Source organism: Croceibacterium ferulae (assembly GCF_003660445.1).
Lineage (GTDB): Bacteria > Pseudomonadota > Alphaproteobacteria > Sphingomonadales > Sphingomonadaceae > Croceibacterium > Croceibacterium ferulae.
In genome coordinates this window covers 1-23,307 of sequence record NZ_QZVQ01000020.1, presented here as the reverse complement: position 1 = coordinate 23,307, position 23,307 = coordinate 1, and the positions used below count along the sequence as shown (strand labels likewise).

General features: G+C 60.4%; 25 protein-coding genes. 19 read left to right on the top strand and 6 right to left on the bottom strand.

The genetic code is table 11. The annotated features are described in order from the left end of the window. The first annotated feature begins 647 nt into the window (after nt 1–647). The 3 genes from D5S08_RS16595 (at nt 648) to D5S08_RS17555 (ending at nt 2,956) form a co-directional block, all read left to right on the top strand. Entirely contained in the window at nt 648–863 is a 216-nt protein-coding gene (locus tag D5S08_RS16595; RefSeq protein WP_126665622.1) for a hypothetical protein, read from the top strand. A gap of 911 nt (nt 864–1,774) precedes the next feature. Further along, nucleotides 1,775–2,125, top strand: a complete 351-nt coding sequence (locus D5S08_RS15690) for a helix-turn-helix domain-containing protein (protein ID WP_126665621.1) — start codon at nt 1,775–1,777, stop codon at nt 2,123–2,125. A 450-nt stretch (nt 2,126–2,575) separates the two neighbouring features. Continuing rightward, nucleotides 2,576–2,956, top strand: a complete 381-nt coding sequence (locus D5S08_RS17555) for a helix-turn-helix domain-containing protein (RefSeq protein WP_421757478.1) — start codon at nt 2,576–2,578, stop codon at nt 2,954–2,956. Between the two features lie 749 nt (nt 2,957–3,705). Here the strand turns inward: D5S08_RS17555 and D5S08_RS16590 are convergent. Then, nucleotides 3,706–3,981: a hypothetical protein gene (locus D5S08_RS16590; RefSeq protein ID WP_126665620.1), complete on the bottom strand. Its 276-nt coding sequence runs from the start codon at nt 3,979–3,981 to the stop codon at nt 3,706–3,708. A 1,065-nt stretch (nt 3,982–5,046) separates the two neighbouring features. Between D5S08_RS16590 and D5S08_RS15680 the strand changes: the two genes are divergently transcribed. After that, nucleotides 5,047–5,322 carry a hypothetical protein gene (locus D5S08_RS15680; protein WP_121120137.1) on the top strand — a complete coding sequence of 92 codons (276 nt, stop codon included), beginning with the start codon at nt 5,047–5,049 and terminating at the stop codon, nt 5,320–5,322. A gap of 92 nt (nt 5,323–5,414) precedes the next feature. Here the strand turns inward: D5S08_RS15680 and D5S08_RS15675 are convergent, their stop codons facing one another. Next, nucleotides 5,415–5,738: a hypothetical protein gene (locus D5S08_RS15675; RefSeq protein ID WP_121120136.1), complete on the bottom strand. Its 324-nt coding sequence runs from the start codon at nt 5,736–5,738 to the stop codon at nt 5,415–5,417. A gap of 304 nt (nt 5,739–6,042) precedes the next feature. After that, nucleotides 6,043–6,777 (bottom strand): response regulator transcription factor, encoded by a 735-nt coding sequence (locus D5S08_RS15670; protein ID WP_121120141.1) that lies wholly within the window; start codon nt 6,775–6,777, stop codon nt 6,043–6,045. Here D5S08_RS15670 and D5S08_RS16810 point away from each other — a divergent pair. Next, nucleotides 6,776–6,934, top strand: coding sequence for a hypothetical protein (locus tag D5S08_RS16810; protein WP_155522993.1), 159 nt, complete (start codon nt 6,776–6,778; stop codon nt 6,932–6,934). The two genes, D5S08_RS15670 and D5S08_RS16810, sit on opposite strands and share 2 nt — an antisense overlap. 71 nt (nt 6,935–7,005) lie before the next feature. After that, on the top strand, nt 7,006–7,284 hold the full coding sequence (locus tag D5S08_RS15665; RefSeq protein ID WP_121120135.1) for a hypothetical protein: 279 nt from the start codon (nt 7,006–7,008) through the stop codon (nt 7,282–7,284). A gap of 337 nt (nt 7,285–7,621) precedes the next feature. Here D5S08_RS15665 and D5S08_RS15660 read toward each other — a convergent pair whose 3' ends face one another. Next, nucleotides 7,622–8,758, bottom strand: a complete 1,137-nt coding sequence (locus D5S08_RS15660) for a tyrosine-type recombinase/integrase (protein WP_121120134.1) — start codon at nt 8,756–8,758, stop codon at nt 7,622–7,624. Between the two features lie 38 nt (nt 8,759–8,796). On the opposite strand from D5S08_RS15660, the gene D5S08_RS15655 reads away from it, so the two are divergent. Beyond that, a complete protein-coding gene (locus D5S08_RS15655) occupies nt 8,797–9,894 on the top strand; it encodes a formate dehydrogenase accessory sulfurtransferase FdhD (RefSeq protein WP_121120133.1) in 1,098 nt (365 codons plus the stop codon). A gap of 151 nt (nt 9,895–10,045) precedes the next feature. Here D5S08_RS15655 and D5S08_RS15650 read toward each other — a convergent pair whose 3' ends face one another. Beyond that, on the bottom strand, nt 10,046–11,026 hold the full coding sequence (locus tag D5S08_RS15650) for a ParB/RepB/Spo0J family partition protein (protein WP_121120132.1): 981 nt from the start codon (nt 11,024–11,026) through the stop codon (nt 10,046–10,048). Nucleotides 11,027–11,192: 166 nt separating this feature from the next. Beyond that, nucleotides 11,193–12,401: an AAA family ATPase gene (locus D5S08_RS15645; protein WP_121120131.1), complete on the bottom strand. Its 1,209-nt coding sequence runs from the start codon at nt 12,399–12,401 to the stop codon at nt 11,193–11,195. A 518-nt stretch (nt 12,402–12,919) separates the two neighbouring features. Between D5S08_RS15645 and D5S08_RS15640 the strand changes: the two genes are divergently transcribed. From D5S08_RS15640 to D5S08_RS15595, 12 genes are all read left to right on the top strand, one after another. Then, nucleotides 12,920–14,221, top strand: coding sequence for a replication protein RepA (locus D5S08_RS15640; RefSeq protein WP_121120140.1), 1,302 nt, complete (start codon nt 12,920–12,922; stop codon nt 14,219–14,221). 221 nt (nt 14,222–14,442) lie between these two features. After that, a complete protein-coding gene (locus tag D5S08_RS15635; protein ID WP_121120130.1) occupies nt 14,443–14,712 on the top strand; it encodes an AbrB/MazE/SpoVT family DNA-binding domain-containing protein in 270 nt (89 codons plus the stop codon). After that, the gene (locus D5S08_RS15630) at nt 14,709–15,107 is read left to right on the top strand and encodes a type II toxin-antitoxin system VapC family toxin (RefSeq protein WP_121120129.1); all 399 of its coding nucleotides are present in this window, start codon (nt 14,709–14,711) and stop codon (nt 15,105–15,107) included. The genes D5S08_RS15635 and D5S08_RS15630 overlap by 4 nt, the downstream gene beginning before the upstream one ends. Before the next feature lie 77 nt (nt 15,108–15,184). Further along, complete coding sequence (locus D5S08_RS15625; RefSeq protein ID WP_121120128.1) at nt 15,185–16,000, top strand: DUF7146 domain-containing protein; 816 nt, start codon at nt 15,185–15,187, stop codon at nt 15,998–16,000. A gap of 75 nt (nt 16,001–16,075) precedes the next feature. Beyond that, on the top strand, nt 16,076–19,051 hold the full coding sequence (locus D5S08_RS15620) for a strawberry notch-like NTP hydrolase domain-containing protein (RefSeq protein ID WP_121120127.1): 2,976 nt from the start codon (nt 16,076–16,078) through the stop codon (nt 19,049–19,051). 152 nt (nt 19,052–19,203) lie between these two features. Continuing rightward, a complete protein-coding gene (locus tag D5S08_RS15615; protein WP_126665618.1) occupies nt 19,204–19,848 on the top strand; it encodes a hypothetical protein in 645 nt (214 codons plus the stop codon). A 14-nt stretch (nt 19,849–19,862) separates the two neighbouring features. Then, entirely contained in the window at nt 19,863–20,156 is a 294-nt protein-coding gene (locus D5S08_RS15610; protein ID WP_121120125.1) for a hypothetical protein, read from the top strand. Between the two features lie 585 nt (nt 20,157–20,741). Then, nucleotides 20,742–21,929, top strand: a complete 1,188-nt coding sequence (locus tag D5S08_RS17255) for a reverse transcriptase/maturase family protein (protein ID WP_241557470.1) — start codon at nt 20,742–20,744, stop codon at nt 21,927–21,929. Further along, nucleotides 21,929–22,285 carry a group II intron reverse transcriptase/maturase gene (locus D5S08_RS17250; protein ID WP_241557471.1) on the top strand — a complete coding sequence of 119 codons (357 nt, stop codon included), beginning with the start codon at nt 21,929–21,931 and terminating at the stop codon, nt 22,283–22,285. The genes D5S08_RS17255 and D5S08_RS17250 overlap by 1 nt, the downstream gene beginning before the upstream one ends. Before the next feature lie 3 nt (nt 22,286–22,288). Then, the gene (locus D5S08_RS17430) at nt 22,289–22,618 is read left to right on the top strand and encodes an HNH endonuclease (RefSeq protein ID WP_338323007.1); all 330 of its coding nucleotides are present in this window, start codon (nt 22,289–22,291) and stop codon (nt 22,616–22,618) included. Between the two features lie 46 nt (nt 22,619–22,664). Continuing rightward, entirely contained in the window at nt 22,665–23,030 is a 366-nt protein-coding gene (locus tag D5S08_RS15600) for a DUF6927 domain-containing protein (RefSeq protein ID WP_126665617.1), read from the top strand. Between the two features lie 22 nt (nt 23,031–23,052). Beyond that, a complete protein-coding gene (locus D5S08_RS15595; RefSeq protein ID WP_126665616.1) occupies nt 23,053–23,253 on the top strand; it encodes a hypothetical protein in 201 nt (66 codons plus the stop codon). Nucleotides 23,254–23,307: the final 54 nt, after the last annotated feature.

Sequence of the window (23,307 nt, the reverse complement as noted above, 5' to 3'; positions counted from 1 at the left end):
GCCCTCGGCCGAAGTCTCAACACGCCGGTGTTGGCGGAGGGACTTGAGAATGACGAGCAACTGCGCCCGTTGCAATTGGAAGGCTGCGACGAAGCACAAGGCTTCCTCTCGGGTCGTCCAACAGTAGCGCCGTCCAGTCAGGGCCAACCTCTACAAGGCTTTGAGCAGGCTGCCTGAGTGACCTGATGCCAAGGTTGGTCATCAGACAGCACCAACTTATCCTCCTTGGCGCGCCTGGCGATCTGTGCAGATTGAGCTCTGCTGCCACAGTCGTCCCGGGCACCTACTACTCCGTCACCACCGCACTGCCTGGCGGATTGATCCACGTGGCAGGCAATGATCAGCGGCCTTTACCAGAGATAAGCGTCGCTATACGATGCTAAAGCCCCGCGCGGCGAGCTTTCGAAGCACCTGCGCATCCATGTGTGCGGCGCCTACCCTACATTCGTTGACACGCCCGGCATCGGTCACGCCGCGAAATACACGGGAGCGAAACTCTCACCGCCGCCGGGTTCGCTCGCACAAGAAACGGCGGCGATGCGGCCGTGCGGCTCGCCGGCCGACCACGCAACACCACCGCGCCTGACGCGCCCACATTCGCACTCAAGCACAGTCTCTTCTTTCCACCCAATCTCGACGCGACAATCATGAGCGGCTTCATGAACAGCTGGATTGCAAAGGCCAATCCGGCTGACGATGGAAGCGGCGCACTGTTTGGTCCGCCTGCCGTTCGGGGCGGGATTGATGGCTGTCGGTGCCGACCCGATCAGCGCCGTGAGGCCGCGGCTACAGCTGCCGGTATCGGTGTCTCGTCGATTGCACTGGCTGCACTTGGAGCTTTTTTGCGGCAGCTCAAGTACTGAACCGCAACAATGCCGAAGGTCCGTTCCGAGTTGTGAGCGGGCGATTGTGGGGCGACACTTCAGCACAGGTAGACGCGCGTGTCAGCCGCGAGCCTGAACCCCGAAGCGACCGTTGACAGTGGCAGTCCCGTCTCCAGAGTCCGGCCGTTCAATCATCACGCTCTCACCGCCGCTTTCCGGCGCTCTGATCGAGTTGATGGACGGCGAGGTTTGGTTGGGGAGCGGACAATCCGCTTCCAAAGACTGATTTAAGAAGGTCCGGCGAAGGTTCTCAACTCCCAAAGATTAACGGCTCGCAGCGATGCTCGGCTTTTTGTGCGACCAAGCGGAAGCTTCGGTTACAGTGCGTCGCTCACGGTCATGTGTTCACTATCCTTTGAGGCTCCCCGATGCGCCCGGCGGACACTCGTGACGAGGGCCGGTCTGGGTTGGAGAACTGTCAAGAGCCGATACGTAGACAGCTCCCTTGTAGCAAATGTGGGGTAGCGAACTCTGCTAGCAGCAGCACTCTACCTTTGCACCAGGAATGCCTAAGGGCTTCAGGTTGCCGCCCGATGCACAAGCCTTTAGGCTGATCATGCGCGGTCGCACCGGAGCATCGGCATCGTACATATCGCGTCGCTGGATCAGCTTCAGCGCTCGGCTGACGAGAGGCAAAGCGGGCCGCCATCCACGCCACCGCGTTGATTTGCTTCGGGTAGATGAACGGAGACAGAGAGGCGACCATGGCCTTACGATCGTCGCTGCTACGAAAAGGATAGTGACCCTGACCTCGGTGCAAAGAGCAAACCTCACTCTAGTTGAAGTGCGGAACGGGTTCGTAGGATGTGCTACAAGCTAGGAATAGATGCCGCCACAACAAATTGAAAGCGAGTAGATAGACGGTGCAAGAAAATCTAAAGGCGACACGGATGCTGCTGAAGATGAAGGCTCTGCATCTAAGTCAAGGAGAGCTAGCTCGTCGAGTTGGTTGCTCTGGAGCTTCGATGAGCAAAATAGTACAAGGCGAAACAAAACAGTCCCGTCTCTTGCCAGCCATCGCTCGAGAGCTGGGGGTATCTGTCGCCTATTTGGTCGGGGAAACCGACGAAGCTGTTTTGGGCCTGTGTGCCGGCATTCTGTCGCCAGAAGAAAGTTACTTTATCACGCAGTTACGTGTGCTCACATCATCCGATGAGCAGGCGGTCTTTCGAATCCTTGATACTCTTGCGCGATCCTACAAAAGCAGCGGAATCTGCCTCGACCAGCAAACGCCATTGTGAAATTTTGGCAGGTGAGACCGTTGCAATTGGCACCGGGTCGTCGAGTTTTGCCGCCGTTCCTTCATCCGGGCAGAACGAGGGAAGTGCTTCCGACGGTTCCGGCTAAGTCGGACCCGCTGGCCGCCACGAGTGTTGTTTTGCTACAATGGCAAACTGAATGCTACGCAAAATTGAGGATAGGTCATCAGCTACGGATGCGAGCCCGAGACTAGGCGCCCACCCGAAATGCTAAGTAAATCGCTCCAAATACAATGGCTGGAAAAAGCTCGGATCCATATTGTCCATTGATTACGGCTCAGTCAGACTGAATATCTGTCAAGAATATAGATAACATCCAATAGGGTCGCGATCGCCAATGTCCGAATATATCGTAAGGGCTTGGTGTTCTAGAACAAGTTGTGGTCTGAAAAGAGTACTTCAGGCTGTGGCGGCCATACGGAGGATCAAGCGGTGAAACAATATTGCTCGACTAAGCGTTTGAAAGCCAGAATGGCGCTGCTCGAGATCAGTCAGACCGAGTTAGCTAGGCGCGTCGGTTGCTCGCCAGCCGCGATGGCTCGAGTGATACAAGGCCAAACGCAACGATCTCGTCTTCTGCCTGATATCGCCCGCATACTGGGTACATCTGTTGAGTACCTGATTGGAGAGTCTAATGAGCCTTCCAAGCCCCATGCCGCGAGTGTTGCCAGTTCCCTGACGATTGAAGAACAGCATGCACTCAGCAATTTCCGCGCACTCTCGGCGCCGGACAGGCAGGTTGTGGTTCGTGTCGTCGAGTGCCTCGCACGATCGCCAGAAAGGTCCGTAAGCCGACATAGTCAGCCTGACTAATCTGCTCCAAGCAATATCGCCTTCTCCGTTACCGCTAGAACTTCGACCCCACTGCCGGACTCAAAGGCAGCTGCGCTTTCAGACGCAGGGTATAGTGATCCAAATTCGCAACAATTTCGGCACGGCCTAACCAACGCTAAGCATTCAGCTCCGGGCAACGCGCCGAACCGGTAGCAGCGTCGGATCGGATGCGAAAAATCAGGTTGTTGGCACCACCGCAGCACGCCTGGTTGAGCAGGAAAACGGCATGAACACGGGTGCGACAGAACAGGCGATCTTCCCAGGTCCAGGCTCACCACCTCGCCGTTGCAACAAGGGATAGCGATGCGGACGCGCCGACGCTCCGCTTTGTTCGGCTACGGGTAAGTTTGGTCTGCTGACTAATCGGCCGGTCGCACTATGAGTGTGTCGCGCGGGAGCGTGCTGCCTTTCGCGGCCAAGCGATAACCGATGCTCGTCTCATAGAGCTCGGTGGCTTCTGGCCGCGGTGCCGTGGCCGCGCCGAGAACTTGCGGCAGCTCACGGATTGAGGTCGCCTATTATTTTGTAGCGCGTGATCGACGCGCCAAACGCGTTGCAGACTTACTGCATCAGGTCGCTCTTCGCCGCACGCCCGGCCCATAGCACTGCTAAACCACCAGCCTCAAAGGGCAATTCCTGCGGTGAGCCTGGCGCAGCGCCGAAGGCTAAAGAAAGTAGTCGGGCGATGATAGCCTAGTTGCTCGCTTAACACCGCTGGGGAGCTTGCGTCAGTCCTTCGATCGAAACTGTAGCACCTTGCTGTCGCAGGTGACACGTTTGAGCGATAAGCCGAGTTCTTCGCGAGCGTAGCTGTGTGCGGCAAGCTGTATCGCCTCGACCCGCGAAACGATTGTGCCGATTTGCTCATCCGTGAAGCAGCTTACGTAACTACAAGAGGGACACGCAATGTCGTGAATATCGAGCTTACCATCCGCAATCAGGTTCCAGTATTCTTTTGCGCATTGTTCGCAAACAATTGGAACGTAGACACTGCCTTTTGCCACTCGGCGGATCCTATTCCTGATTCGTTGAGACGTCGAGAATAACTGCACGATCGGAGGCATTAAGCTCTGACTGGAGGTGTAGAACGCAATTTGTGAGACGTGAACGCATTTGTGCGCTGGTGTGGCTGATTGTAAAGGCTCTGCCAGACCCGAGCCAAGTAGGCCAGTCCACGCTTCAGGGTATCTAGGATGACTGCAGCATCTTCTATTCGCCAGAAAAATCTATCGATAATCCACGTCAGTTGTGTCGGGGCGAGAGGATAGCTTACCGGCAGGAGTGGGTCAAGCGGATCGGATCAGATCCGGCTACTTGTCGGTGTCAATGGGAAAGTACGCGTTTCAAGCTGACGGGGAGCTATGTGCGCGGAGAAGGTTTTTTCATCAACGGCGCCGGCTACACCGCCTCATCCCAAACCGTGTACGCAGTCGGCGGGGGCACCACGATGTGACTGATCGATCTAGTCTGTGACTTGACGTTCATCTTTCTTAGCACTGGCTGGTTTGGGGCAATCGCCGACGAACTTTGTAATCGCTTTGCGCTTTGGTGCGCACGACGCCTGAGAGAAGCATTCGCCTGGTGGCACATACCCGAGTCGGCGCAACTTGACGCCAAGCCCTGGCACTTCAACATAGCGCTCGACAAGCGGACTGGATCGGCATCGGAACGAAAGTAACGTTCCGAAATAGCGGTCCACATGGCAGCGGTCCCCTCTCACGGCGAGACGCTCGATCCCGGCGCGCGGCCGGTCGATTCCTAGATTGTGTTTCAACAAACGTTTGTAATGCTGTGCTGCAGAGCGGCGCGGAGGGGGCTTAGATAGACTTGCGGTGCTGCTCTGGCGCTCATCAAACGTCCGCCGACGTTATTTAGGAACCCGAATGCAGACAGGCCTCAACCACTCACCATAGCCGGTCTGATGTCGCACAAGCCGCAACATATGCGACATCTAATCTTAAAACATTCGCGAGAGTACCAAGTCGCCTTTATCTCACCGACGACGTCTTTTGACTGGAACATCCCCGGGCAGCCATGGTTTGCTGGATGGTTCAAACCTAGGAGCGACCATGCCGCGAGCAAACTTCGACACGCCGGACGGCGAAGACATGGACATCAACTCGGAAGAAGTCGTTCACCTGTCACTCGGGAAGTATGAGGGCACAACGCTAATCGAGATGGAAGATGGCGGCGAGATTGTGGTCATCGCGACCCAGCTTGAAGTGGCTGCTGAACTTGGCCTCAATCCACTCGACTTTGTTTATCCCGAAGACGACGATGAACCCCTTGAAGACTTTGTTGATAAAAAAATCGATAGCGACGAACCAGATGAGTATACGGTCTGATCAGGAGCAGATTGACTTTTCGGTGCTGAGCTTGTCCAACTTCGGTGTTCCGATAGCCTGAACCGGGCCGTGGAAGCAGCAGGAGCGTGGTTTTACGCCCTTTGCCGCTCCGCCAGCACCCGTTGCTGCATCTGCCCGCGTCTATAGGCCTCCCACTGATCCAGCAGACCCGCCTGCACCTGCAATAGGCGCGGGCTCTTTTTAACACCTCGAAGGGCATTTACTCGATGCGCTCGCCGTTGGGCTTCGCACGCTGCCAACGCAGCGGCGACGACATCGTCCGCACGCTTATCGGTGGATGCATATCGCACGGTTTGGCGCTCCCAGCAGTCGCTAAACACCTCTTCCAGGGTCACCGGAGTTTTGGGCGGCGAGAACAAAAGGCTAGCCGCTGCAAAGAATAGCGAGATCATCATACCGATGTGCCTACCTGCTTCTCTCTGGTCAACGTCTCTAGGTGCTTACCCGTAACGGCTCGGTATTGACCTATATCGATAAGGCTGCAGGCGTCAGCCTGACTGGCTCAATCACCTCGCGATCGGAACAATGCGAGCTTCTGGTAATGCTGGCGCAACTTGACGTTGTGCACAGTATGGTGATCCCTGAGCAACTCTCCGCCGATAATGGCTCGCCCGCCCCCCGGGCAAGCCTTCTTTTCCCGATTGCTTCAGCACAGACCTCTCGCGCGAAGCAGCTACAGCACGCCAGGCTAATGGCTTGTCAGGCGCAGCGCAGCAGATGAGCCGAGGGCATGTGAGCTCGGGCGGCGGCCTGCGTATGCGCGATGCTGATCGGCGCTGGGGTTTGCGAGTGCAGCAGCGGCGTAGCGCTGACCGCCACAGGCATGATCTGCGCGCCAAGCTGTGCATCCATCCACAACCGGACTGCGGCAGCGGCATGCCCAGCACCCAGCTTGTTCATCATGTTGGCGCGATGGATCTCTACCGTACGCGGGCTGATGTCGAGGTCACGGGCGATCAGCTTGTTGGCCTTGCCAGCAACCAGGCATTCCAGCACTTCCCGTTCGCGCCGGCTGAGCTGATTAATGCAAATCCGGGCATCGATCTGCCGGCGGCGAAGTTCCACCAACGGGCCGGCAGCTGCGCTGACACGCTGCAGGCGGCGAGCAAGCGTATTCATCTCCAGCGGCAACAACAGACAGTCCATAGCGCCGTCAGTGATCGCATCGACGACGTCGTTGATGGTGAAGCTGTCAGCCGTGACAACCACCGGCAGCGACACACCAGCCTCGCTCAGGCGGCGTATCAGCCCGGCTGTGCCACCAGTCACCGTGTCGTGCGCTGCCAGGATGATGCCCTCACCCGGCGCGCGTTCGAGCAGCTCATCCAACCCGCTGTAAACCTCTGCATGGTGTCCAAGGGCGAAAGCAATCCGGGCCTGTTCAGCGCGAGAGCGACTGGTACCGCCGACGATGTGAAGGTGAGTGCGTTCCATGGCCAACGGTATGACGCAGATCGCCGGCGCGCGCATCTCGAACTGCCACCAAAATGAAGCGATCAATATGGGCAAAGCCGCAGGTTATGTTTTTGCGGATGGAGATAGCGCCAGCTTGGCGCTTTCAGGCTTGCCGGCACTCACAATCGAACTGTGATTTTCCGGTATTAAGCCGTCGGTTCTCGCGCAGGCTTCGGCGCCCTCCCGACTCTTGAAACCCGACCAGCAATGGCCGGTTTCTCCATTCTACCGATCGCCAAGCATCATCCTGGCATGGTCGATCCACGCTTGGCGGATCTGCTGACGCGCAAGCCCGTGCGAGTGGCGACGGCCGCCATGGCCAACAACACCGCACAGATCGTCTGGGCGGTCATGACCCGCGGCGAGGTATACCGACCGCGCAAACAGCTGGACAGAGGACTGCACCCGACCAATACGCCAAAGCACACGGCTCCGACCCGCGCCAGCGGGATGTTTCGGGAATGTTGGCGGGGAGGCGCGAATTAGCACGGCGCCGTTGTAAAAATGGTCAGGCCCGGCATGCCAGGGCAGAGCGACCGCGTGTTTGCGGCTCCCACGTGAATGCCCGTGTGCTATGGTGCGGCGATGATGAAAAACTCATGTCACCTGGCGTGCTGATCAAGACAGGCGTGCCAAGAAGCATCTTGCAGAGATCGAGACGACAGTCGGTGCGTTAAGTGACCACGACCCTCCCGATTTTGCGGACATATTCGAAAGCGCACCGCCGTCGGTCCTAAAAGAGATTGCCGGGCGCGAGATGACGAGGCGCGGGATTAGTCTTTAGCCAACTCCTACCCGGTTCACCCGCATAGGACCTTTGCACTCAGACGTCATTGAACCGCTCCGCCAACCGCGCGCTGGCGCCACTTCTCGCAGCTAATCGTGAACCATACCGCATTACCGTGCGCGCATCTCGCCAGCGATAGGCCTGCATGATTGCCGGCAGGCTCTCGCCAGCGGCGAAGTTGTCCTGCGCCACGCCCACACGGATGGAATGGCTCGTAACCTCGCGCAAATACCGCACCAGTTCCGCCTCGCTGATCGGCCCCAGCAGCTTCTTCGCGTGCGCGTCACGGATCAGCCGGCGATAGATCAACGTGATCGAATTGGCATGCAGGCCAGCCTCCCCCACCTGCCGCACCGAGCCGTCGGCATGGCATTCGACTCGCCGCAACAGCGGCCCTGACGTGATCTCGGCCGCCTTTCGCCAGGCGCGGATCGCTTCCATCGTCCGCGGCGAGAGATAGGCCAGCGCCCCCTCCCCTGCCCGATCGGTCTTGCTGGTCGGAATCTCCAGCAAGCCGGAGCCGTCCGGCTCGACCGACACATGGTCCACACGGATCGCCACCAGTTCGGAGCGGCGGCAGCCGGTGTCGTAAGCGACCCCCAGCAACGCCCGATCGCGCGCGCCCAACCAATCCCGCCGGGTGGCGCGCAGCAGTGTGGCGACGCACGGCCCCTTTGGCGGCTCGGCCAAATCGGCTACCTCGCCCTTGTAGCGCAAAGCCAGCGCCTGCTTCTGGCGCACGCCCAGGCGCTTGCGCATGGCTTTGAGCTCCAGGCGCACGATCGGCGCCGCGGTCGGATCAAGCAAGCCAGCCAAGCGGTACGCGGTGCCGACCTGCACCAGGTAGCGCGCGATGGTCGCCGGCTTGCGCACAGCTCCGACAGCTGCCTTAGCTGACGTGCTGGGGGCGCCCTCCCCGCTCAGCGCTTGGATCCACGCCGCCACTGTCCCGCCATCCGCGTTCGCCGGCCGCACCTGAAGTGCGCGGCACCAGCGGTCCCACAGCGCCAGATCGGAGCGGAACGCCCGCTGCGTGTTGGCCGACCATCCGCGCACGGCGGCAACGACCAGCGCCGGATCGATCGCGGCGTGCTTCGGCGCGAGCGCGCGTACGTCGGCGACCAGGTCACGGATCGCGGTGGCGACGGACGGCACAAGGGCTGTTTCGGGCATGATCGCGGGTGTGCCACAGGCCGCAAACGAGTTCAATCATGGTGATAATCAGCCATTATCACCACTGCCACTTCCTCAAGGTAGACCAGGACGACGTCTTCGGTCTACAAGGGTGTATGCAGGATAGCTGGCTTACCTTGATCCAGACGCCGCTCACGGGTCCACTCGTTCAAGATCTCGAGGCGACAGCGCTGGCGATTGCACGCCTGGATTCACGAATTTCCGCCAGTTTCTGCCAGAGGCGATGGCACGAAGAGGCGGTGCTTACCGGCTTTGCAACGGGACTGCGCGCGCGTGGCAGCAACGTTGCGGAAAGCCATCTTTTCAGCGAGCTTCGCGGAATCCCCCTGCCCCACCAACTCCCGGCAACGCTGACCCAGGAAGATCGCGCTTCGCTCGAGCGATGGAAGACCGCGTTGAAGATGCGCGCGGTGCCACACTGGCGCGAACTGGTCGACGCGCCCGTCGATATGCCAGAGGGGTGGGACGCCTCTCCCGCCCTGCTACGGCTGCTGGCGCTCGCCGCCCATCAGGTGCAGCAACAGCCATCGCGAGAACTCCCGGTGATGCCCCGCCTGCTGCAGGCCTTCGGCCTGAGCGAGGCTGTGCTCCCGGCGCTGGTCATCATCGATCCAGCATGGCGCCACCGGCCGCGCAACTCTGCAGCATCGGTCCGCCGGAGCTTGCGTCAGCTAACCCGCGCAGCCTTGCATGCGCGCAAGCGGCTTGCCCGGCTGGAGACTGGCGCCAACCACGCGGCCCGCATGCTGAGCGAAGAGACACGAGCGGGAGCGCTTGATCGATTGATCGGCATGATCGAGCGTGACGGGATCGTCACACCCCGCGGCGTCGCGCGGCAAACTCGCCTGTCTATTTCGGGAGCTGGCAAGCTGCTAGCGCGGGCAGCCAAGCTCGGCCTGTTGGTTGAGGTCAGTGGCCGGACTTCATGGCGCACCTATCTCAGTCCACATCTCGCGATCGAATTTGGCTATGTCGCAGCCCGACGTGGGCGACCGCCCGGCCCTCCCCCGGTACCCCCATCGTCATTACCGACGTGGCGTACATTCGATGACGAAATGGCGGCGATCGACGCCATGTTAGCTCGGATCGGCTCCGGCGAAGCCGATCCAGTCTGATCACGCGAGGTCTGACAGCTGGACGCTAGCAGTTGGCCCAAAAAACCAATCGCCTGTAACCTTGCTCCATAAGGTAGGAATCTGCCGACGTTAATCACGTCAGGCGAGCGCTGCCCGAAATCATCTCTTTCAAGATACAATGCCGCCTCGTTCAGAGCAAATTTGCAAAGGCGGCGATGACCTCCGCCTTATCGACAACTGCCTTGGGGTGCACCTTTACGGTAATTCCCCCGCCACGTGTCCGGGTGACCGTCAGCATGACCTTACCAGCCTCGTTCCGGATCTCCTCCGGTCCGCTCTTCCGGCCGGCCGTCTTTGGTCTCGTCGTCGCGCCGATCAAGCGCTTCGCAACAGCCGCTCCCACTGCTATACCTGCCCCGCTCGCACGCTCTGCAACAATCGCTTGGGCCTCTTCCGCCATCGTTTCCAGCATCCGAGCATCGTTGGTCAGTGGCTTCAGATCCCGTGCGATCCGTACGGTTACGTCATGTGTATCGGCGAACGCGACGACAACCTCCGGTGGCAAACGAGCGACATCGAGAAGGCGCGAGAGCCACGAGCGCGAGATGTTCAGATGCTCTGCCATCTGGCTCTGATGACCGTCGTAGAATTCCTGGAGTGCCTGGGAGTACTCGCGCGCGCGCTCCCAGTCGCTAATATCCTTGCGCGCGCGGTTTTCGATATCTGAGACCCGGAACGCCTCTTCGTCAGCCAGCTGCTGGACTGTAACGAGGTACTCGAACTCAGGATGGTGATGCTCCCGTAGCCAACCTACCGTCCACCATCGACGAACCCCGGCGATGATCTCGTAATCGAACTTAGGGTCACCGCGTAGCCGCCTGACAACGGCCGGAATCCGCTGCTTTTTTGCTGACAAGAATGCATCGATGAGATCCCGGCACGATTCCTCGTTTAGATGGTCCAAATCGCGATTGTGCATGCGCCAAGGCCGGCAACGTGTCGGGTCGACGAACTCAGTGCGGTCGGTCACGACCTTGCCAGCCGCGAGCCTTGTCAACGCGTCGCTACGACTTGCCATGATGCTGTCAGCCGGAGCTGTAACCTCAAACTCCGCCTCTTCGCCAAGACCCGCGGTCAGCGATGCACCGAAACCCTTGTTACCCTTCGCCATGGCTCAATCCTTAAATTTTTGGTCCGCGACGCTTTTGTTGCCACGTGGCAACAAGCCTGCGTGCGCTCCGACGATCGTCCCACGCTCTTTGCTCACGAGCATCGGCAAACGAACGCCAAATACCTGATTCTACTTTCATATTTGCTGTTGTTGCCACGTGGCAACGTCAGATCATGCCCTTCCCCGCCCTGCTGCTCCACGTCCGCAAAATGTCTCGCTCGACGTCGTCGCAGACCGCGTTCAAATGGTTGAGACAGCGCGTGTGCACCTCGTGCGAAGTGACAGCACGCTCCAGCTCATACACCGTCTTCATGCGCGAACTTGCGTTGTCAATTTCAGCGCTGGTCGGCATAACCGAACTCAGCATAGAGCCCCCAAAAACCTCTCGCATCATGGCGAGCAGCTCCCGGTGCATCGACTTACTCTCGTCGACCCGGCTCCCGAGCACGCGAATGAAGTTGTAAGCGGGCCGAACTCTACTCCCGGCCTCCTCAAGCTGCTGCATGGTCGTACGTGCCATGTCGATGAAGGAAACAGTAGATGAGAAATCGATCACGCTTGGAGGCATCGGGATAATCATTGCATTGGCGGCCTGCAGGACCGCCATGGACACCATTCCGAGCGCAGGCGGCGGGTCCATCACCACAACGTCATAGTCGTGAACGACACTGTGGATCGCTTCCGACACCAGGTCGATTATATCAAAGCTGTGAGTTCGCGCGAGGTGCGCCGCTATTTCATATTCAAGATTGTACAGCTTCAGGTTCGCCGGAATGAGATCCAGACCAAAGAAGTGAGTTTTCCGGATGATTGATTGCACCCCAAGCAGCTCGGGATCATGGAAATGGCCGTAGAGCGTGTCGTTCTCGCCCAAGTCAATATCGGGACGGTACCCAAACATCATGGTTGTGCTGGCCTGACTGTCACAATCAATCAGCAAGACACGATAACCTTTGATCGCCAGACTTTGAGCAAGATGCAAAGCGATGGTCGACTTTCCGACTCCACCCTTGAAGTTGGAAACGGAAATAATGGCGGGCACGTCGTCCGGTTCGCGCCAAGGACGAGTGCCGAAGACCTCGCGCATGTTATCCAACTCTGCCAACGAGTATTGCAGGCGGTGTCCAGATGCGGTGCGTTCGCGGGCAGGTAGGCGTCCGTCCCTTTCGGCTTCTCGGATGGCCGATGGCGTACGATCGACTAGCTTGGCAGCCTTCGAGATCGCGAATGTCGGCCCATGCTTCTGTCCTGTACCGGGATCGAGAGCATTATCGCGCAACCGCTTCAGAATGGTCGAAGCTTTACGATGCAGGACACCGAGATCATCGGTCCCGGCGCTTGCGGCTAGGGGCTTATTAGAAAGTTTAGTGGCCATCTGCACTCCGCCTTGCAGGTTTCGAACAGACGGGTACTTCGTTTGGAGGTTTGTCGCAACATATGGCCAGCAAAGTTCCAACGCAACCGATGATGTCGGTGCAGTTTTGCGGCAAACGACCTGAAGGGACCACACCGTCCGATGATGTCGGTGCCCTAGCAAAGCTTCCGGGAGCTTTCGAGTTGCGGGACAGCTCGATTCGGCCTGTCACCGATGATGTTGGTGCACAGCGCTGATCTCGGTGCGATGAAGCGCTGATCTCGGTGCGAAAGGACCGATGATGTCGGAGCGCATACCTACTAAGAGAATCTCCTAAGCAACCGATTCTCCGAATCGGCTTTCATTTTGATCCAATGGAGGTCTGCCCTTGGTGCTAGGAAGTGCACCAAGGCACCGAGATCATCGGTAAATTTGTAGCTTTGGTTAGCTAAATCACCTCCAAATCGCCAAAGTGCTTGATTTCTGCCGCAGGCTTGTGGATCGAGATGCCTCAGCCGAGGCGGGAAGGGACCAGCCTGATGAGCCATGACAGCACGATGCCAATAGGCCACCAATATGCCCTAGCCATGCTCGTCGGTGGCGAGGCTGAGGTTCGCAGCGTGGCTCATGACGCCAGGACGCAGCTTACGCTGGATGCGTTCCTCCGCGTTCAGGACGAAGAGCCCGTTCCAGCGTTTCTTCACTCGGCCTTGTGCGCCATGTCGTTGCCCACGAAGCGCCCTACCGACGATACATTGCCTATCATCCGGGAAGACGGAAAATACGCCCTAGCTATTAATCCGCGGCCGGTCCTCCAGACGATTGATGGCCGTGCGCAGATGCGAAGTATGGGAGTTCCATATGGTTCATATCCCAGAGTGGCGTTGATATATCTGCTTTCGCAAGCGGTGACCAAGCGTTCGCGTGATGTCTATTTGGGGCGGAATTTCACCGACTGGATGCGCCGCCTCGGCTACAAGACAGTCTCCTACGGTCCCCGAGGCACTGCCAATCTCATGCGTGAGCAGGTTGATCGCCTACTGGCATGTGAATGGCAAATCCGCTGGGACGGGCAAACGTCAGACGAGAGTGCCTTCGCAGTACGCGACGTGAAGATATCCAATGAATATTCTGGTTCGCTGGACCGCAACGGCACTTTCGCGCGCGAAATCCGCATGTCGGAGATTTTCTACAACCATCTCGTCGAACATGCCGTTCCGCTTAACGAAATTGCGGTGCGGGAGCTCAAGGGCATTCCAACAGCCCTCGATCTCTACACCTATCTTGCCTATCGGCTGCCGAGGATTGCCTCTGACAAGGGTCAGCCAATCTCCTGGGAGCAGCTGGCGAAACACCTCGGCAATGCTGCTGACACTAAGCGCTTTCGTCAGACGGTGCGCGAGACGATGCAACTGGTCTCCTCCGTCTATCCAAACGCGAACGTGGATATGTCCGGACGCAAGGTGGTGCTGTACCCGTCGCCTGCGCCGCTCGAACGCAAGCTGGTTGGGGCCCACCTGCGTCTCGCCGCACATTCCGCTCCGAGCAAGGGCACGGCGATTGAGGTGCCCCGGACCGTCCCACTTCGAAAGAAGCAGCTCCCTGACGGTTCGGCAAAGGTGGCATTCCCGGAACACTCCTTGCGTTATGGCGAGGAGGCCAGACCTTATCTCGACCTTGGGAGAGAAAAGGGTGCTCCGTGGGATGTTGACCAAATGGCCGGTGAGTTTCGGGCCGGCTGTCCTGATTTCTCGAGGCCACGTTCGCGTGACGAGTGGCTCCGAATGTGGGACGCATTCGTCACAAGCTACGTCAAGAGACGGCAGGAGCGCTCCCAATAGCTTTTGTCGCTGGCTCATAGCTTGGACTGACTTAGCAACAAAACTCAGGGACGTCGTGAGACCGTGCCGGATCAGCCTTCAGAGGCCCCAAGGTCCATCGAAGCGAGCGAACGGTCAGCTCGCAGCCCACTCCTTCTGCGGGGTGGCCGAACGCTTGCCGGGCGATGGCAACTTGTTTGTAAGGCAGAAACGCCTTACCTTATAGGTCAAGGAGCTTAAACATGGCGACAACATCTTCTGAGACCACCCTGACGATAACTGCAAAGGGTCAGATCACCTTGCGAAGGGACCTATTGCAGCATCTGGGCGTCCGAAGCGGCGCGAAGGTGGTTTTACACAAGCTCCCCAATGGAAGGGTGGAGCTTGAGGCTGCACACCCCGGCGGAGACATCGAGGCGGCATTTGGGCTCCTGCGGCGCGAAGATCAGCGGGCACTCTCGGTGGACGAGATGAACGAACTGATCGCCACGCGCTGGGCTTCCGAGCGGTGAGGATTACTGCCGACACCAACATTCTGGTGAGGGTGTTGACTGAAGACGACGAGCGTCAGGCCCCTATGGCGCAACGCTTACTTGCGGACGCCACATCAATCATGATTCCGGTGACAGTGCTTTGCGAGCTCTTCTGGGTTCTTCGATGGGGCTACGAATATAGCCGCGAGGATGTTGTTCGTGCGATCCGTACCTTGGCCGCTACGTCAAAAGTCAGGCTCGACACAATGGCGGTCGAGGCTGGTCTGGCTCAGGCCGACGCAGGCGGCGACTTTGCTGACGGCATCGTTGCCTACCAAGGCAAATGGCTTGGAGCCGAAATTTATGCCTCCTTTGACGAGAAGGCATGCAAGCTCCTGGAGAAGCAAGGTTACTCGGTCCTCAAGCTTAAGTAAGATTCGAGCTTACGAGAGGTGAGCTCCTTCGAAGAAAGAAAAGGGGGAGGGCAGGCGGCGATTGAGGAGTTCGCCAGATGCTAATCGCCAAACCTCCCAGCCAGGACACCGTGGACATCGTGGCCGCGTTAGGCGGCACCTGGAACGGTGCTCAAGCGACGTGCCGATGCCCCGCTCACATCGACAACACGCCGTCGCTATCTATCCGACAGGGTGACAAAGGCATCCTGGTCACCTGCTTTGCCGGCTGCGATCGCGAAACCGTGCTGCGCAAGATAGGGCGACTGGATCCTCAGCGTGGCGCTCCGTTGCCGGAGATCAGGGCAGGGCAGGGGACTGCAAATGTCCAGCGGCTGTGGGACCAGGCGGGAGAGGTAAAAGGCACCCTGGCCGAGCGCTATCTCGCCCGGAGGCACCTCCCTTGCGATCTCCCCGACATTCGGTTTCACCCGCGCTGCCCGTTCCGACCCAAGCCGCTGACCCGGTTCCTTCCAGCATTGCTGGTGGGGGTACGGCATGGCCGGGAGCTGACTGCCATCCAGCGGATCCTGCTCGATCCCGAGACCTCCTGGCACCGCGGCAAGTTCATGCTCGGACGGCCAGGCATCAGCGCTTGGCAACCTCCCTTGAACGGCACGGTGCTGGCGCTGGCGGAATCGTTCGAGGACGCCGCAGCGTTCACCCAGCTCCACGGAATGGTGTGCTGGTCCCCGCTAGGCGCCCGGCGTCTGCTGCTGATCGCCGAGGACAGGGATGCCGAAGGTGCGCGGGCGGCCGAGAAGGCGGTCGCCGCCTACCGGCGCGCCGGCCTGACCATCGAGCGACGCGCACCTCCGGCACCGCACAAGGATTGGTCAGCCGTCAACGAGGCAACAGCTCCGCCCTGCGCCTGACGCTCCGAACCCCGCCCCAGGACAAGCGAAAGAGGAGGGGGATGCTGGTGGGGGCATCAGCATCAGGAGCGTGCAATGACCGATTCCTTCGACCACCAGGCGACCCGGATGGACGCCACCATCACCGCCATCGCGTCCGCGATCGCCAGTACCAGCTTTGACAAGCGGTTGCTGTTCGCGGCCATGACCGACCTGCACGGCGGCGGCTCCGCCGATGGCCAGTGGACCCAGCGCGACGCGTTCGAGATGATGGAAGCGGGGGTCGTGCAGCACCTGGCAGCCCAATCCTCTCCGACCGACCTGGCCACCGTCGCCAGATACAGCGACCTGGTGCAGAGCCTGCCGACACAGACCGTGCGCAGCGAAGACCAGATCCGCTACCAGCAGTTCTCGACGCCGGCTGACCTCGCTGCGCTAGCCGCCATCGTGGCGCAGCCCCGGGCTGACGACATCGTGCTCGAGCCCAGCGCCGGGCACGGGATGCTCGCCGTCATGCTGCCGCAGGTGGCGGCGCTCCACCTCAACGAACTCGATGCCCGACGCCGGGAGAAGCTGCAGCTGCTGTTCGCAGGTGCCACGATCACCGGGGTCGACGGGGCCATGTTGACCTCGCTGATGGCGGCGGAGGTGCGTCCGACAATCACCATCATGAACCCACCATTCTCGCGCTCGGAAGGGAGGGGCAGTGACAGCTTCGCCGCGGTGCGTCACCTGCGCTCGGCAATCGCCAAGACTGCGCCCGGGGGTCGCATTGTAGCGATCATGCCCGACTGGTTCACCACGAGCGCACGCATGGAGGCGGCGTACAAGGAGACGCTGGCAGATTGCACGGTGGCCACTTCCTGCCGGCTGACCAAATGCTATCAGAAGCAGGGCACCAGCGTCGCGGTGCGGCTGTACGTGATCGACAAGGCGCCAGGGAACATCAGCCCGACGGTGATCGTGCGTGACAGCGTGGCGGAGCTGGCGAGCGTGGTCACCATTCCTACGCGGCGGCCCTTGCGTGCCCAACCCGTCAGGATGACGCCGGCGACGGCTGCGAAGGCGGCGGCCAAGCCCTCGCTGTTCCGGGCCATGCGGGCCGCGCCGCGCCCGGCAGCGGCGCCGAAGCGGGTTGCCCGCAGCCATGCGCTCGCCGCGGTCAGCTACGAGGCTCTGCAGCAGCCTCGCGCGCTTGGTGAGCAGAAGGGCGTCTACCTGCCCTATCGCCCGACCCGGATAGAGATCGCCGGCGCCGCCGGTCATCCCACACCGCTGGTGGAGTCGGTCGCCATGGGCTCGATCCCGGCACCGATCCCGGCCTACACCCCGACACTGCCCGAGCGGATCATTACGGAAGCCGGGCTCTCCGAAGCGCAGCTCGAGACCGTGATCTATGCCGGCAATGCCTGGGACCAGTTCCTGCCCGGCACGTTCAAGCCGCAGGCGGAAGGCGTCGGGCTCGAACCTGACGCGAACGGCGAAAGCTATCGCAAGGGGTACTTCCTGGGCGATGGCGCCGGGGCAGGGAAGGGCCGGCAGGTTGCCGGCTGCATCCTCGACAACTGGCTTGCGGGGCGTCGCAAGGCGATATGGATCAGCAAGAACGAGCCACTCCTCGAGGACGCCCGTCGGGATTGGGCGGCGCTTGGCGGCATGGCGGCCGACATCCAGCCTCTCTCCGCGTGGAAGATCGATCAGCCGATCCCGCACAACGAGGGGATCATCTTTGCCACCTACCCGACGCTGCGCAGCGGGCGACAGGATGCGACCCGGCTGAAGCAGCTGCTCGACTGGGCCGGAGCTGACTTCGACGGCGTGATCGCGTTCGATGAAAGCCACGAAATGGGCGGTGTCGCCGGCGGAGAGGGGATGCTCGGCGCCAAGAAGGGCTCGCAGCAGGGTATCGCCGGCGTGCTGCTGCAGAACCACCTGCCCAGGGCGCGTGTGCTTTACGCCTCCGCGACCGGCGCGTCCGACGTGAACGACCTTGCCTATGCGGTGCGCCTCCCGCTGTGGGGGCCCGGCACCTCGTTCGAAAATCGTGAAGCATTCATCAGCGAGATCCGCGCTGGCGGCATCGCGGCGATGGAGCTGGTCAGCCGTGACCTGAAGGCGATGGGGCTGTACCAGGCCCGGGGGCTCAGCTTTGCCGGGGTCGAGTACGAGATCCTCAAGCACGAGCTGACCTCCGACCAGATCGCCATCTACGATGCCTATGCGGATGCCTGGGCCGTGATCCATCGCAATCTCGAGGCAGCGCTGGCGCTGACCGAGGTGGTCGACCCGATCGAGGGCGGCACGCAGAACAGCGGCGCCCTGGCGGCCGCCCGCTCGCGGTTCGAATCTTCCAAGCAGAGGTTCTTCAACCAGGTGCTGCTGAGCATGAAGCTGCCAAGCCTGATCGCCGCGATCGACAGCCACCTCGACGAGGACCAGTCGGTGGTGGTGCAGCTGGTCTCGACGGCCGAAAGCATCCTCGATCGGCGGCTCAATGCGCTGTCGCCCGAGGAGCGCGCCGCGCTCGAGGTGGATCTGTCGCCCCGTGAGAACGTCATCGACTATCTCGAGCGGGCCTTCCCGACCCAGCAGATGGTCACCTACAAGGATGACACCGGCGAGGTCCGCTCCATGCCGATGTTCGACGATGACAGGCGCCCGGTGCACAATCAGGAAGCCGAAGCCAAGAAGGCCGAGATGATCGAACAGATCTGCGCGATGCCGCCGATCAAGCCGGCGCTCGACGGGCTGATTGAGCATTACGGCACCGAGATCGTGGCCGAGGTGACCGGTCGGACCAAGCGCCTGCTGGTGCAGTCCGACGGCTCGCAGAAGCTGGAGACCCGCTCGGGCCGGACCAATCAGGCCGAGACCGACGCCTTCATGGGTGGCGGCAAGCGCGTGCTGGTGTTCTCGGATGCCGGCGGCACCGGCCGCTCGTACCATGCGAGCCTCGACGCCAAGAACCGGCAGCAGCGGGTTCACTTCCTGCTGGAGCCGGGGTGGCGCGCCGATCGCGCTATCCAGGGGCTGGGCCGCACACACCGCACCCACCAGGCGGCGATCCGCTGATCCTGCTGCGCGCGATCGCGATCGCCGCGCCCGAGGCATTCGCTGGCGACATGGCCTATGTGGCGGTGGAGCCGGTCACGTTGAACTGAGACCGCGGCGCCAGCAAAGAGGAGGGGGAGGGGAACGATCGGACCTGATGATGGAGCCGATCGATGAGCACCTGCGACATAGATTATCGTTATCGACGGGCACTTGCCCCGGAAGGCCTCGTGACGTTCGACACCTGCCTGCAGGCGGTGACCGATGCGGTAGCGGACAGCCGGCTTGCCGGCTTGGAGCCTGGCGAGGATCCGGCGGTGCAGCTGCTGAGCCGCCGATTGTCGCGCCTGACCTGCGGCACGGTCGCCGCTGACCACCCCGAAGACGCACCGTTGCGCGAGCGGTGTATGTCCCGCCTCGCTGAACTGAAGCACAAGCCGGCAATCGTCAGCCTGGTGCTGCGTGGCTGCGACAACCGGCCGGAAGAACTGCGACACTACCAGCGCGAAGGCCAGCGGGCGCTGCGGCAGATCGCCACCGCCGTCGGGCTAAGCCGCAACGACTATCAGGTGAACTACCTCACCTCCTCCACCAGGTTCGCCGGCGAACACACGCTGCAAAGCGAGAGCATCTACCTGCGCCTGTCGCCGCAGCGGCTTGGTGAGCCTGACCTAGCCTGGCGCCGCCCTGATTGGGCGCAGCCGGGCAACACGCTGAAGAAGGCGCACATCACCGCGCTGCGCGACATCCCCGCCTTTGCCGCGCGCCTGATGCGCGACCTGAAGCTGCCCGCCCCCGGGCAGGGCAACCTCATTTAGAAAGGACCAACGCAATGGGATGGCTCTCCATGCCCGCCAGTTCGATGGGCGGACACAAGACACCGAAGGCCTACCTGGATGCCCAGCTCACCTATGAGCCGCGCCAGGCCGATGATCAGGAGATCAATGGCCTGCGGGTTCTCAAGAGTGTCTGGTCGGGCAAGACCTATTACGCCGCTGTGGAAAGCTACACCGGGGTCGGGGAGGTGCTCGAGGTGACTGCGATCGTCTGCCTGGTGCGGTGGAATCCCCACCCGGCCGACGAATACATATTCGCATACAAGGATAGTGCGCCGTTGTGGCGCTGAAAGGAGTATCAGCAATGATGAGGTAAGTTGAGGAAGCCTCTGCCCACCAAGCTAACCTCGGGTTCAAAAGACCTGAAATCCGGAAACGGACGGGGGACAATAGCATGCTTGGAGCAAGGCCGAATGCGGCCCAGTCGTAAAGGGTCGATGCCGGTCAGGGCAAGACGCGCATGGTGAAGGCTACACTGCTTAAATCCCAGTCTGCAGCGATCTATATAGCGATTCTGGCGAAAGCGACTGACACGCCAGTTCCGGACGATGGCAAGGGTCTCATGTCTTGGCTCTCTGCTCCTCAGCCCGTCCGGCGCGCCTCTCGTCGAGGGGTTCAGTGGATGAACGGGACACCTAAGCGCGTCGTATCTCCGATCAGTGTAACTACGGGATGCCCTAAACAGGCGGCTTCGACCGACCTGCATGGGTACGGAGCCGCCATATTACTTAAACGCCTGAGGTAACGCCCGGGACAGCTCCCCGCAGGGGAGACGGTGCAACCGCATAAGGAACGGGCGACCAGGCCGAAGACGGGGACCACCGGGGGAAGGGCGGCAGTTGCGATACTTCAACCGGTAATCATGGGGTGTGCTGATGCTACCTGAAACTGTGATGGCCCGGTTGGAGGCCATTCCGACGCTGGCAGCGTCGGGCAAACGGGTGAATGGGCTCTACCGTCTGATGGGGTCTCGGCTTCTCTGGGAGCGGGGACTCAGCAAGATTGCCTCCAATCGGGGGGCTATGACGCCGGGCATCCATGCCGAGACTTTCGCGGACTTCGGTTCCGATGACCTCGATCCGTTGATCGCCAGCGTGACGACCGGAGCCTATATACCGAAACCAGTGCGTCGGGTGTTCATCCCGAAAGGCAAGGGAAAGCGGCGTCCGCTGGGGATACCCACGCGCGACGACCGTCTCGTCCAAAAGGTGGCGCGCCAGCTTCTCGAGACGATCTATGAGCCGGTGTTCTCGAACGCCTCCCATGGATTCAGACCGGGACGATCGTGTCACACGGCGCTTGAACATGTAAAAGTCGCCTGGACGGGCGTGAAGTGGCTTGTTGACGTGGATGTCTCTGCATTCTTCGATGATATCGACCATGACATTTTGCTCACGCTGTTACGCAAGCGGATCGACGACGAGAAGTTCGTTGGCCTGATTGGCGACATGCTGAAGGCAGGGGTTATGGAGGGGCGGACGCATAGTCCGACCTACAGCGGCACACCACAGGGTGGGATCGTCTCGCCGATCTTGGCATACATCTACCTGCATGAGCTCGATGAGTTCATCGCAGGTCGGATAGCTGCCTTTGAGAAGGGAAAGGTCCGTGCCACTAACCCGGAGTACGGGAGAGTGGCAGCGCGCATCGCTAAAAGACGAGCGCGGATCAAGCATCTACAGGCCAGCGATAACGCTGACTTTGCAGCGGTCGAGGTTTTAACCGCGGAGATCAAAGCTTTGTCGAAACAGATGCGTACCTTGCCGTCGCGAGACGCCATGGACGCCGGATATCGCCGGCTTCGCTACTGCCGGTATGCTGATGATTTTCTTATCGGTGTTATCGGTAGCAAAGACGATGCGCGACGTATTCTCGCGGAGGTTGGGTCGTTCCTGACCACCGAGTTGGCACTGAGCGTATCCGGAAGAAAAGCGGTATTCGAAAGGCGAGCGATGGAGCCGCCTTCCTCGGTTACGAGGTGCGAACCTATACGGGACGTCAATGGACAGTGCGGAGCCAGCGTGGCTCGCGGCACTTCAGCCGTCGGCCTCCGTCAGAGGTGATGCAACTCAGCGTTCCTTGGGAGAAGGTCTTCGGGTTTGCCGCAAGGAAGGGGTATGGTGATATGGCCGTTTTGAAGGCCAAGCATCGGACCATCCTTCTTAGCTGTAGCGATGTCGAGATCGTCCTTGCATATAACGCCGAACTGCGGGGGTTTGCGAACTACTACGCTTTGGCGAGGGACGTGAAGCAAAAGCTCAACAGGCTGGAGTTCATCCAATGCTGGAGTATGTTCAAAACCTTGGCCAGCAAGCACAAGAGTAGTGTACGTGCTGTTGCCGCCCGCATGAGGTCGGGGCAGGAATATAGCGTCGGTTATGTGGTCGACGGCCAGCCTCGGTCGGTTAAGGTCTGGTAGCTGATGTACTTGGACCGTGGGTGGGTAGATAAGGCCAAGGTGGATATCCCGCCTCGGACCGGGATCTATTCTCACTCCCGGACGAATTCGGTCGATCGTCAGAACGCCAAGCAATGCTCGGCGTGCGGGCGGACGGACCGCCCGTGTCAGGTTCATCATGTCGAAGGGCTGGCCGATGTTGCACACCGTGGTTCCGCTGCGGAGATGAAGGCTGCGCGGCGGCGTAGGACGAGAGTCCTGTGCGACCTATGTCATGTCGACCTACACCGTGGACGCTTGTCCGATACTCGGAAGATGAATGGTGTTATCGCAGCGGAGAGCCGTATGCAGTGAAAGCTGCACGTACGGCTCGGCGGGGGGGGGGGTCAGGGCTGACTCTTTGAGCAGCACCAACCCTACCCGACTGTCGGAAAGCATGGGACCGTGCGAAGCCGAGTGTCCGGCCAGCGTGCTGGCCTTGCTGTCCTCAAGCGACAATCCGTACAAGCTCGACTGGCGCAACCGCTGCTACCGTAATCTCCGGCTCGCGAGCCGCAAACTTGAGGACGGCACGATGATCCGCTTTGCCGAACCACTCGAGTTCACTGATGGGTCCAAGGTAGCCGAGTTCCGGGTGCGCACGGAAGGGCGTAGGATGGTGCTGACCTCACTGAACGGCTATGGTCGCTACCGCGTGCGCAATCTGATGAAGCTCGCCTTCGAGATCGTGCCCGATCGCAAACCGCCGAAGACGTACTTCGGCTGACATGATGGGAAGGACCGAAGTCATGGACACCGAGCCTCTGTCACCGCTCCGCCGCCGCCTATGTGGCCGCGACAATGCCGATCGCGTTGCCGAGCGCATGTGCGAGGACGGTTATGGCCCGCAGGCCGTGGTCAGGACGCGGTGCGAGCTGCAGCCCTACCGCGTCATGCCAAGCGAAGAGACCACCGACGAGGAAGTCGAACTCGAAGTGGTGATGCTCTAGGGTCCAGACTCGTTCAGAGCCAGAATGCCACGGCGGCAGCGAGGCTTATAGCTG

Coding starts and splice junctions, on each gene's coding strand:
- D5S08_RS15670 (WP_121120141.1), bottom strand. CDS start 6,777: ATGGAACGCACTCACCTTCACATCGTCGGCGGTACCAGTCGCTCTCGC.
- D5S08_RS15625 (WP_121120128.1), top strand. CDS start 15,185: ATGCTAATCGCCAAACCTCCCAGCCAGGACACCGTGGACATCGTGGCC.
- D5S08_RS15620 (WP_121120127.1), top strand. CDS start 16,076: ATGACCGATTCCTTCGACCACCAGGCGACCCGGATGGACGCCACCATC.
- D5S08_RS15595 (WP_126665616.1), top strand. CDS start 23,053: ATGGACACCGAGCCTCTGTCACCGCTCCGCCGCCGCCTATGTGGCCGC.
- D5S08_RS15680 (WP_121120137.1), top strand. CDS start 5,047: ATGCCGCGAGCAAACTTCGACACGCCGGACGGCGAAGACATGGACATC.
- D5S08_RS15650 (WP_121120132.1), bottom strand. CDS start 11,026: ATGGCGAAGGGTAACAAGGGTTTCGGTGCATCGCTGACCGCGGGTCTT.
- D5S08_RS15610 (WP_121120125.1), top strand. CDS start 19,863: ATGGGATGGCTCTCCATGCCCGCCAGTTCGATGGGCGGACACAAGACA.
- D5S08_RS15655 (WP_121120133.1), top strand. CDS start 8,797: ATGGTGATAATCAGCCATTATCACCACTGCCACTTCCTCAAGGTAGAC.
- D5S08_RS15675 (WP_121120136.1), bottom strand. CDS start 5,738: ATGATGATCTCGCTATTCTTTGCAGCGGCTAGCCTTTTGTTCTCGCCG.
- D5S08_RS15645 (WP_121120131.1), bottom strand. CDS start 12,401: ATGGCCACTAAACTTTCTAATAAGCCCCTAGCCGCAAGCGCCGGGACC.
- D5S08_RS15660 (WP_121120134.1), bottom strand. CDS start 8,758: ATGCCCGAAACAGCCCTTGTGCCGTCCGTCGCCACCGCGATCCGTGAC.
- D5S08_RS16810 (WP_155522993.1), top strand. CDS start 6,776: ATGGCCAACGGTATGACGCAGATCGCCGGCGCGCGCATCTCGAACTGC.
- D5S08_RS17430 (WP_338323007.1), top strand. CDS start 22,289: ATGTACTTGGACCGTGGGTGGGTAGATAAGGCCAAGGTGGATATCCCG.
- D5S08_RS15665 (WP_121120135.1), top strand. CDS start 7,006: ATGGCCGGTTTCTCCATTCTACCGATCGCCAAGCATCATCCTGGCATG.
- D5S08_RS15640 (WP_121120140.1), top strand. CDS start 12,920: ATGAGCCATGACAGCACGATGCCAATAGGCCACCAATATGCCCTAGCC.
- D5S08_RS17250 (WP_241557471.1), top strand. CDS start 21,929: ATGCAACTCAGCGTTCCTTGGGAGAAGGTCTTCGGGTTTGCCGCAAGG.
- D5S08_RS16595 (WP_126665622.1), top strand. CDS start 648: ATGAGCGGCTTCATGAACAGCTGGATTGCAAAGGCCAATCCGGCTGAC.
- D5S08_RS17255 (WP_241557470.1), top strand. CDS start 20,742: ATGCTACCTGAAACTGTGATGGCCCGGTTGGAGGCCATTCCGACGCTG.
- D5S08_RS15690 (WP_126665621.1), top strand. CDS start 1,775: ATGCTGCTGAAGATGAAGGCTCTGCATCTAAGTCAAGGAGAGCTAGCT.
- D5S08_RS15635 (WP_121120130.1), top strand. CDS start 14,443: ATGGCGACAACATCTTCTGAGACCACCCTGACGATAACTGCAAAGGGT.
- D5S08_RS15615 (WP_126665618.1), top strand. CDS start 19,204: ATGAGCACCTGCGACATAGATTATCGTTATCGACGGGCACTTGCCCCG.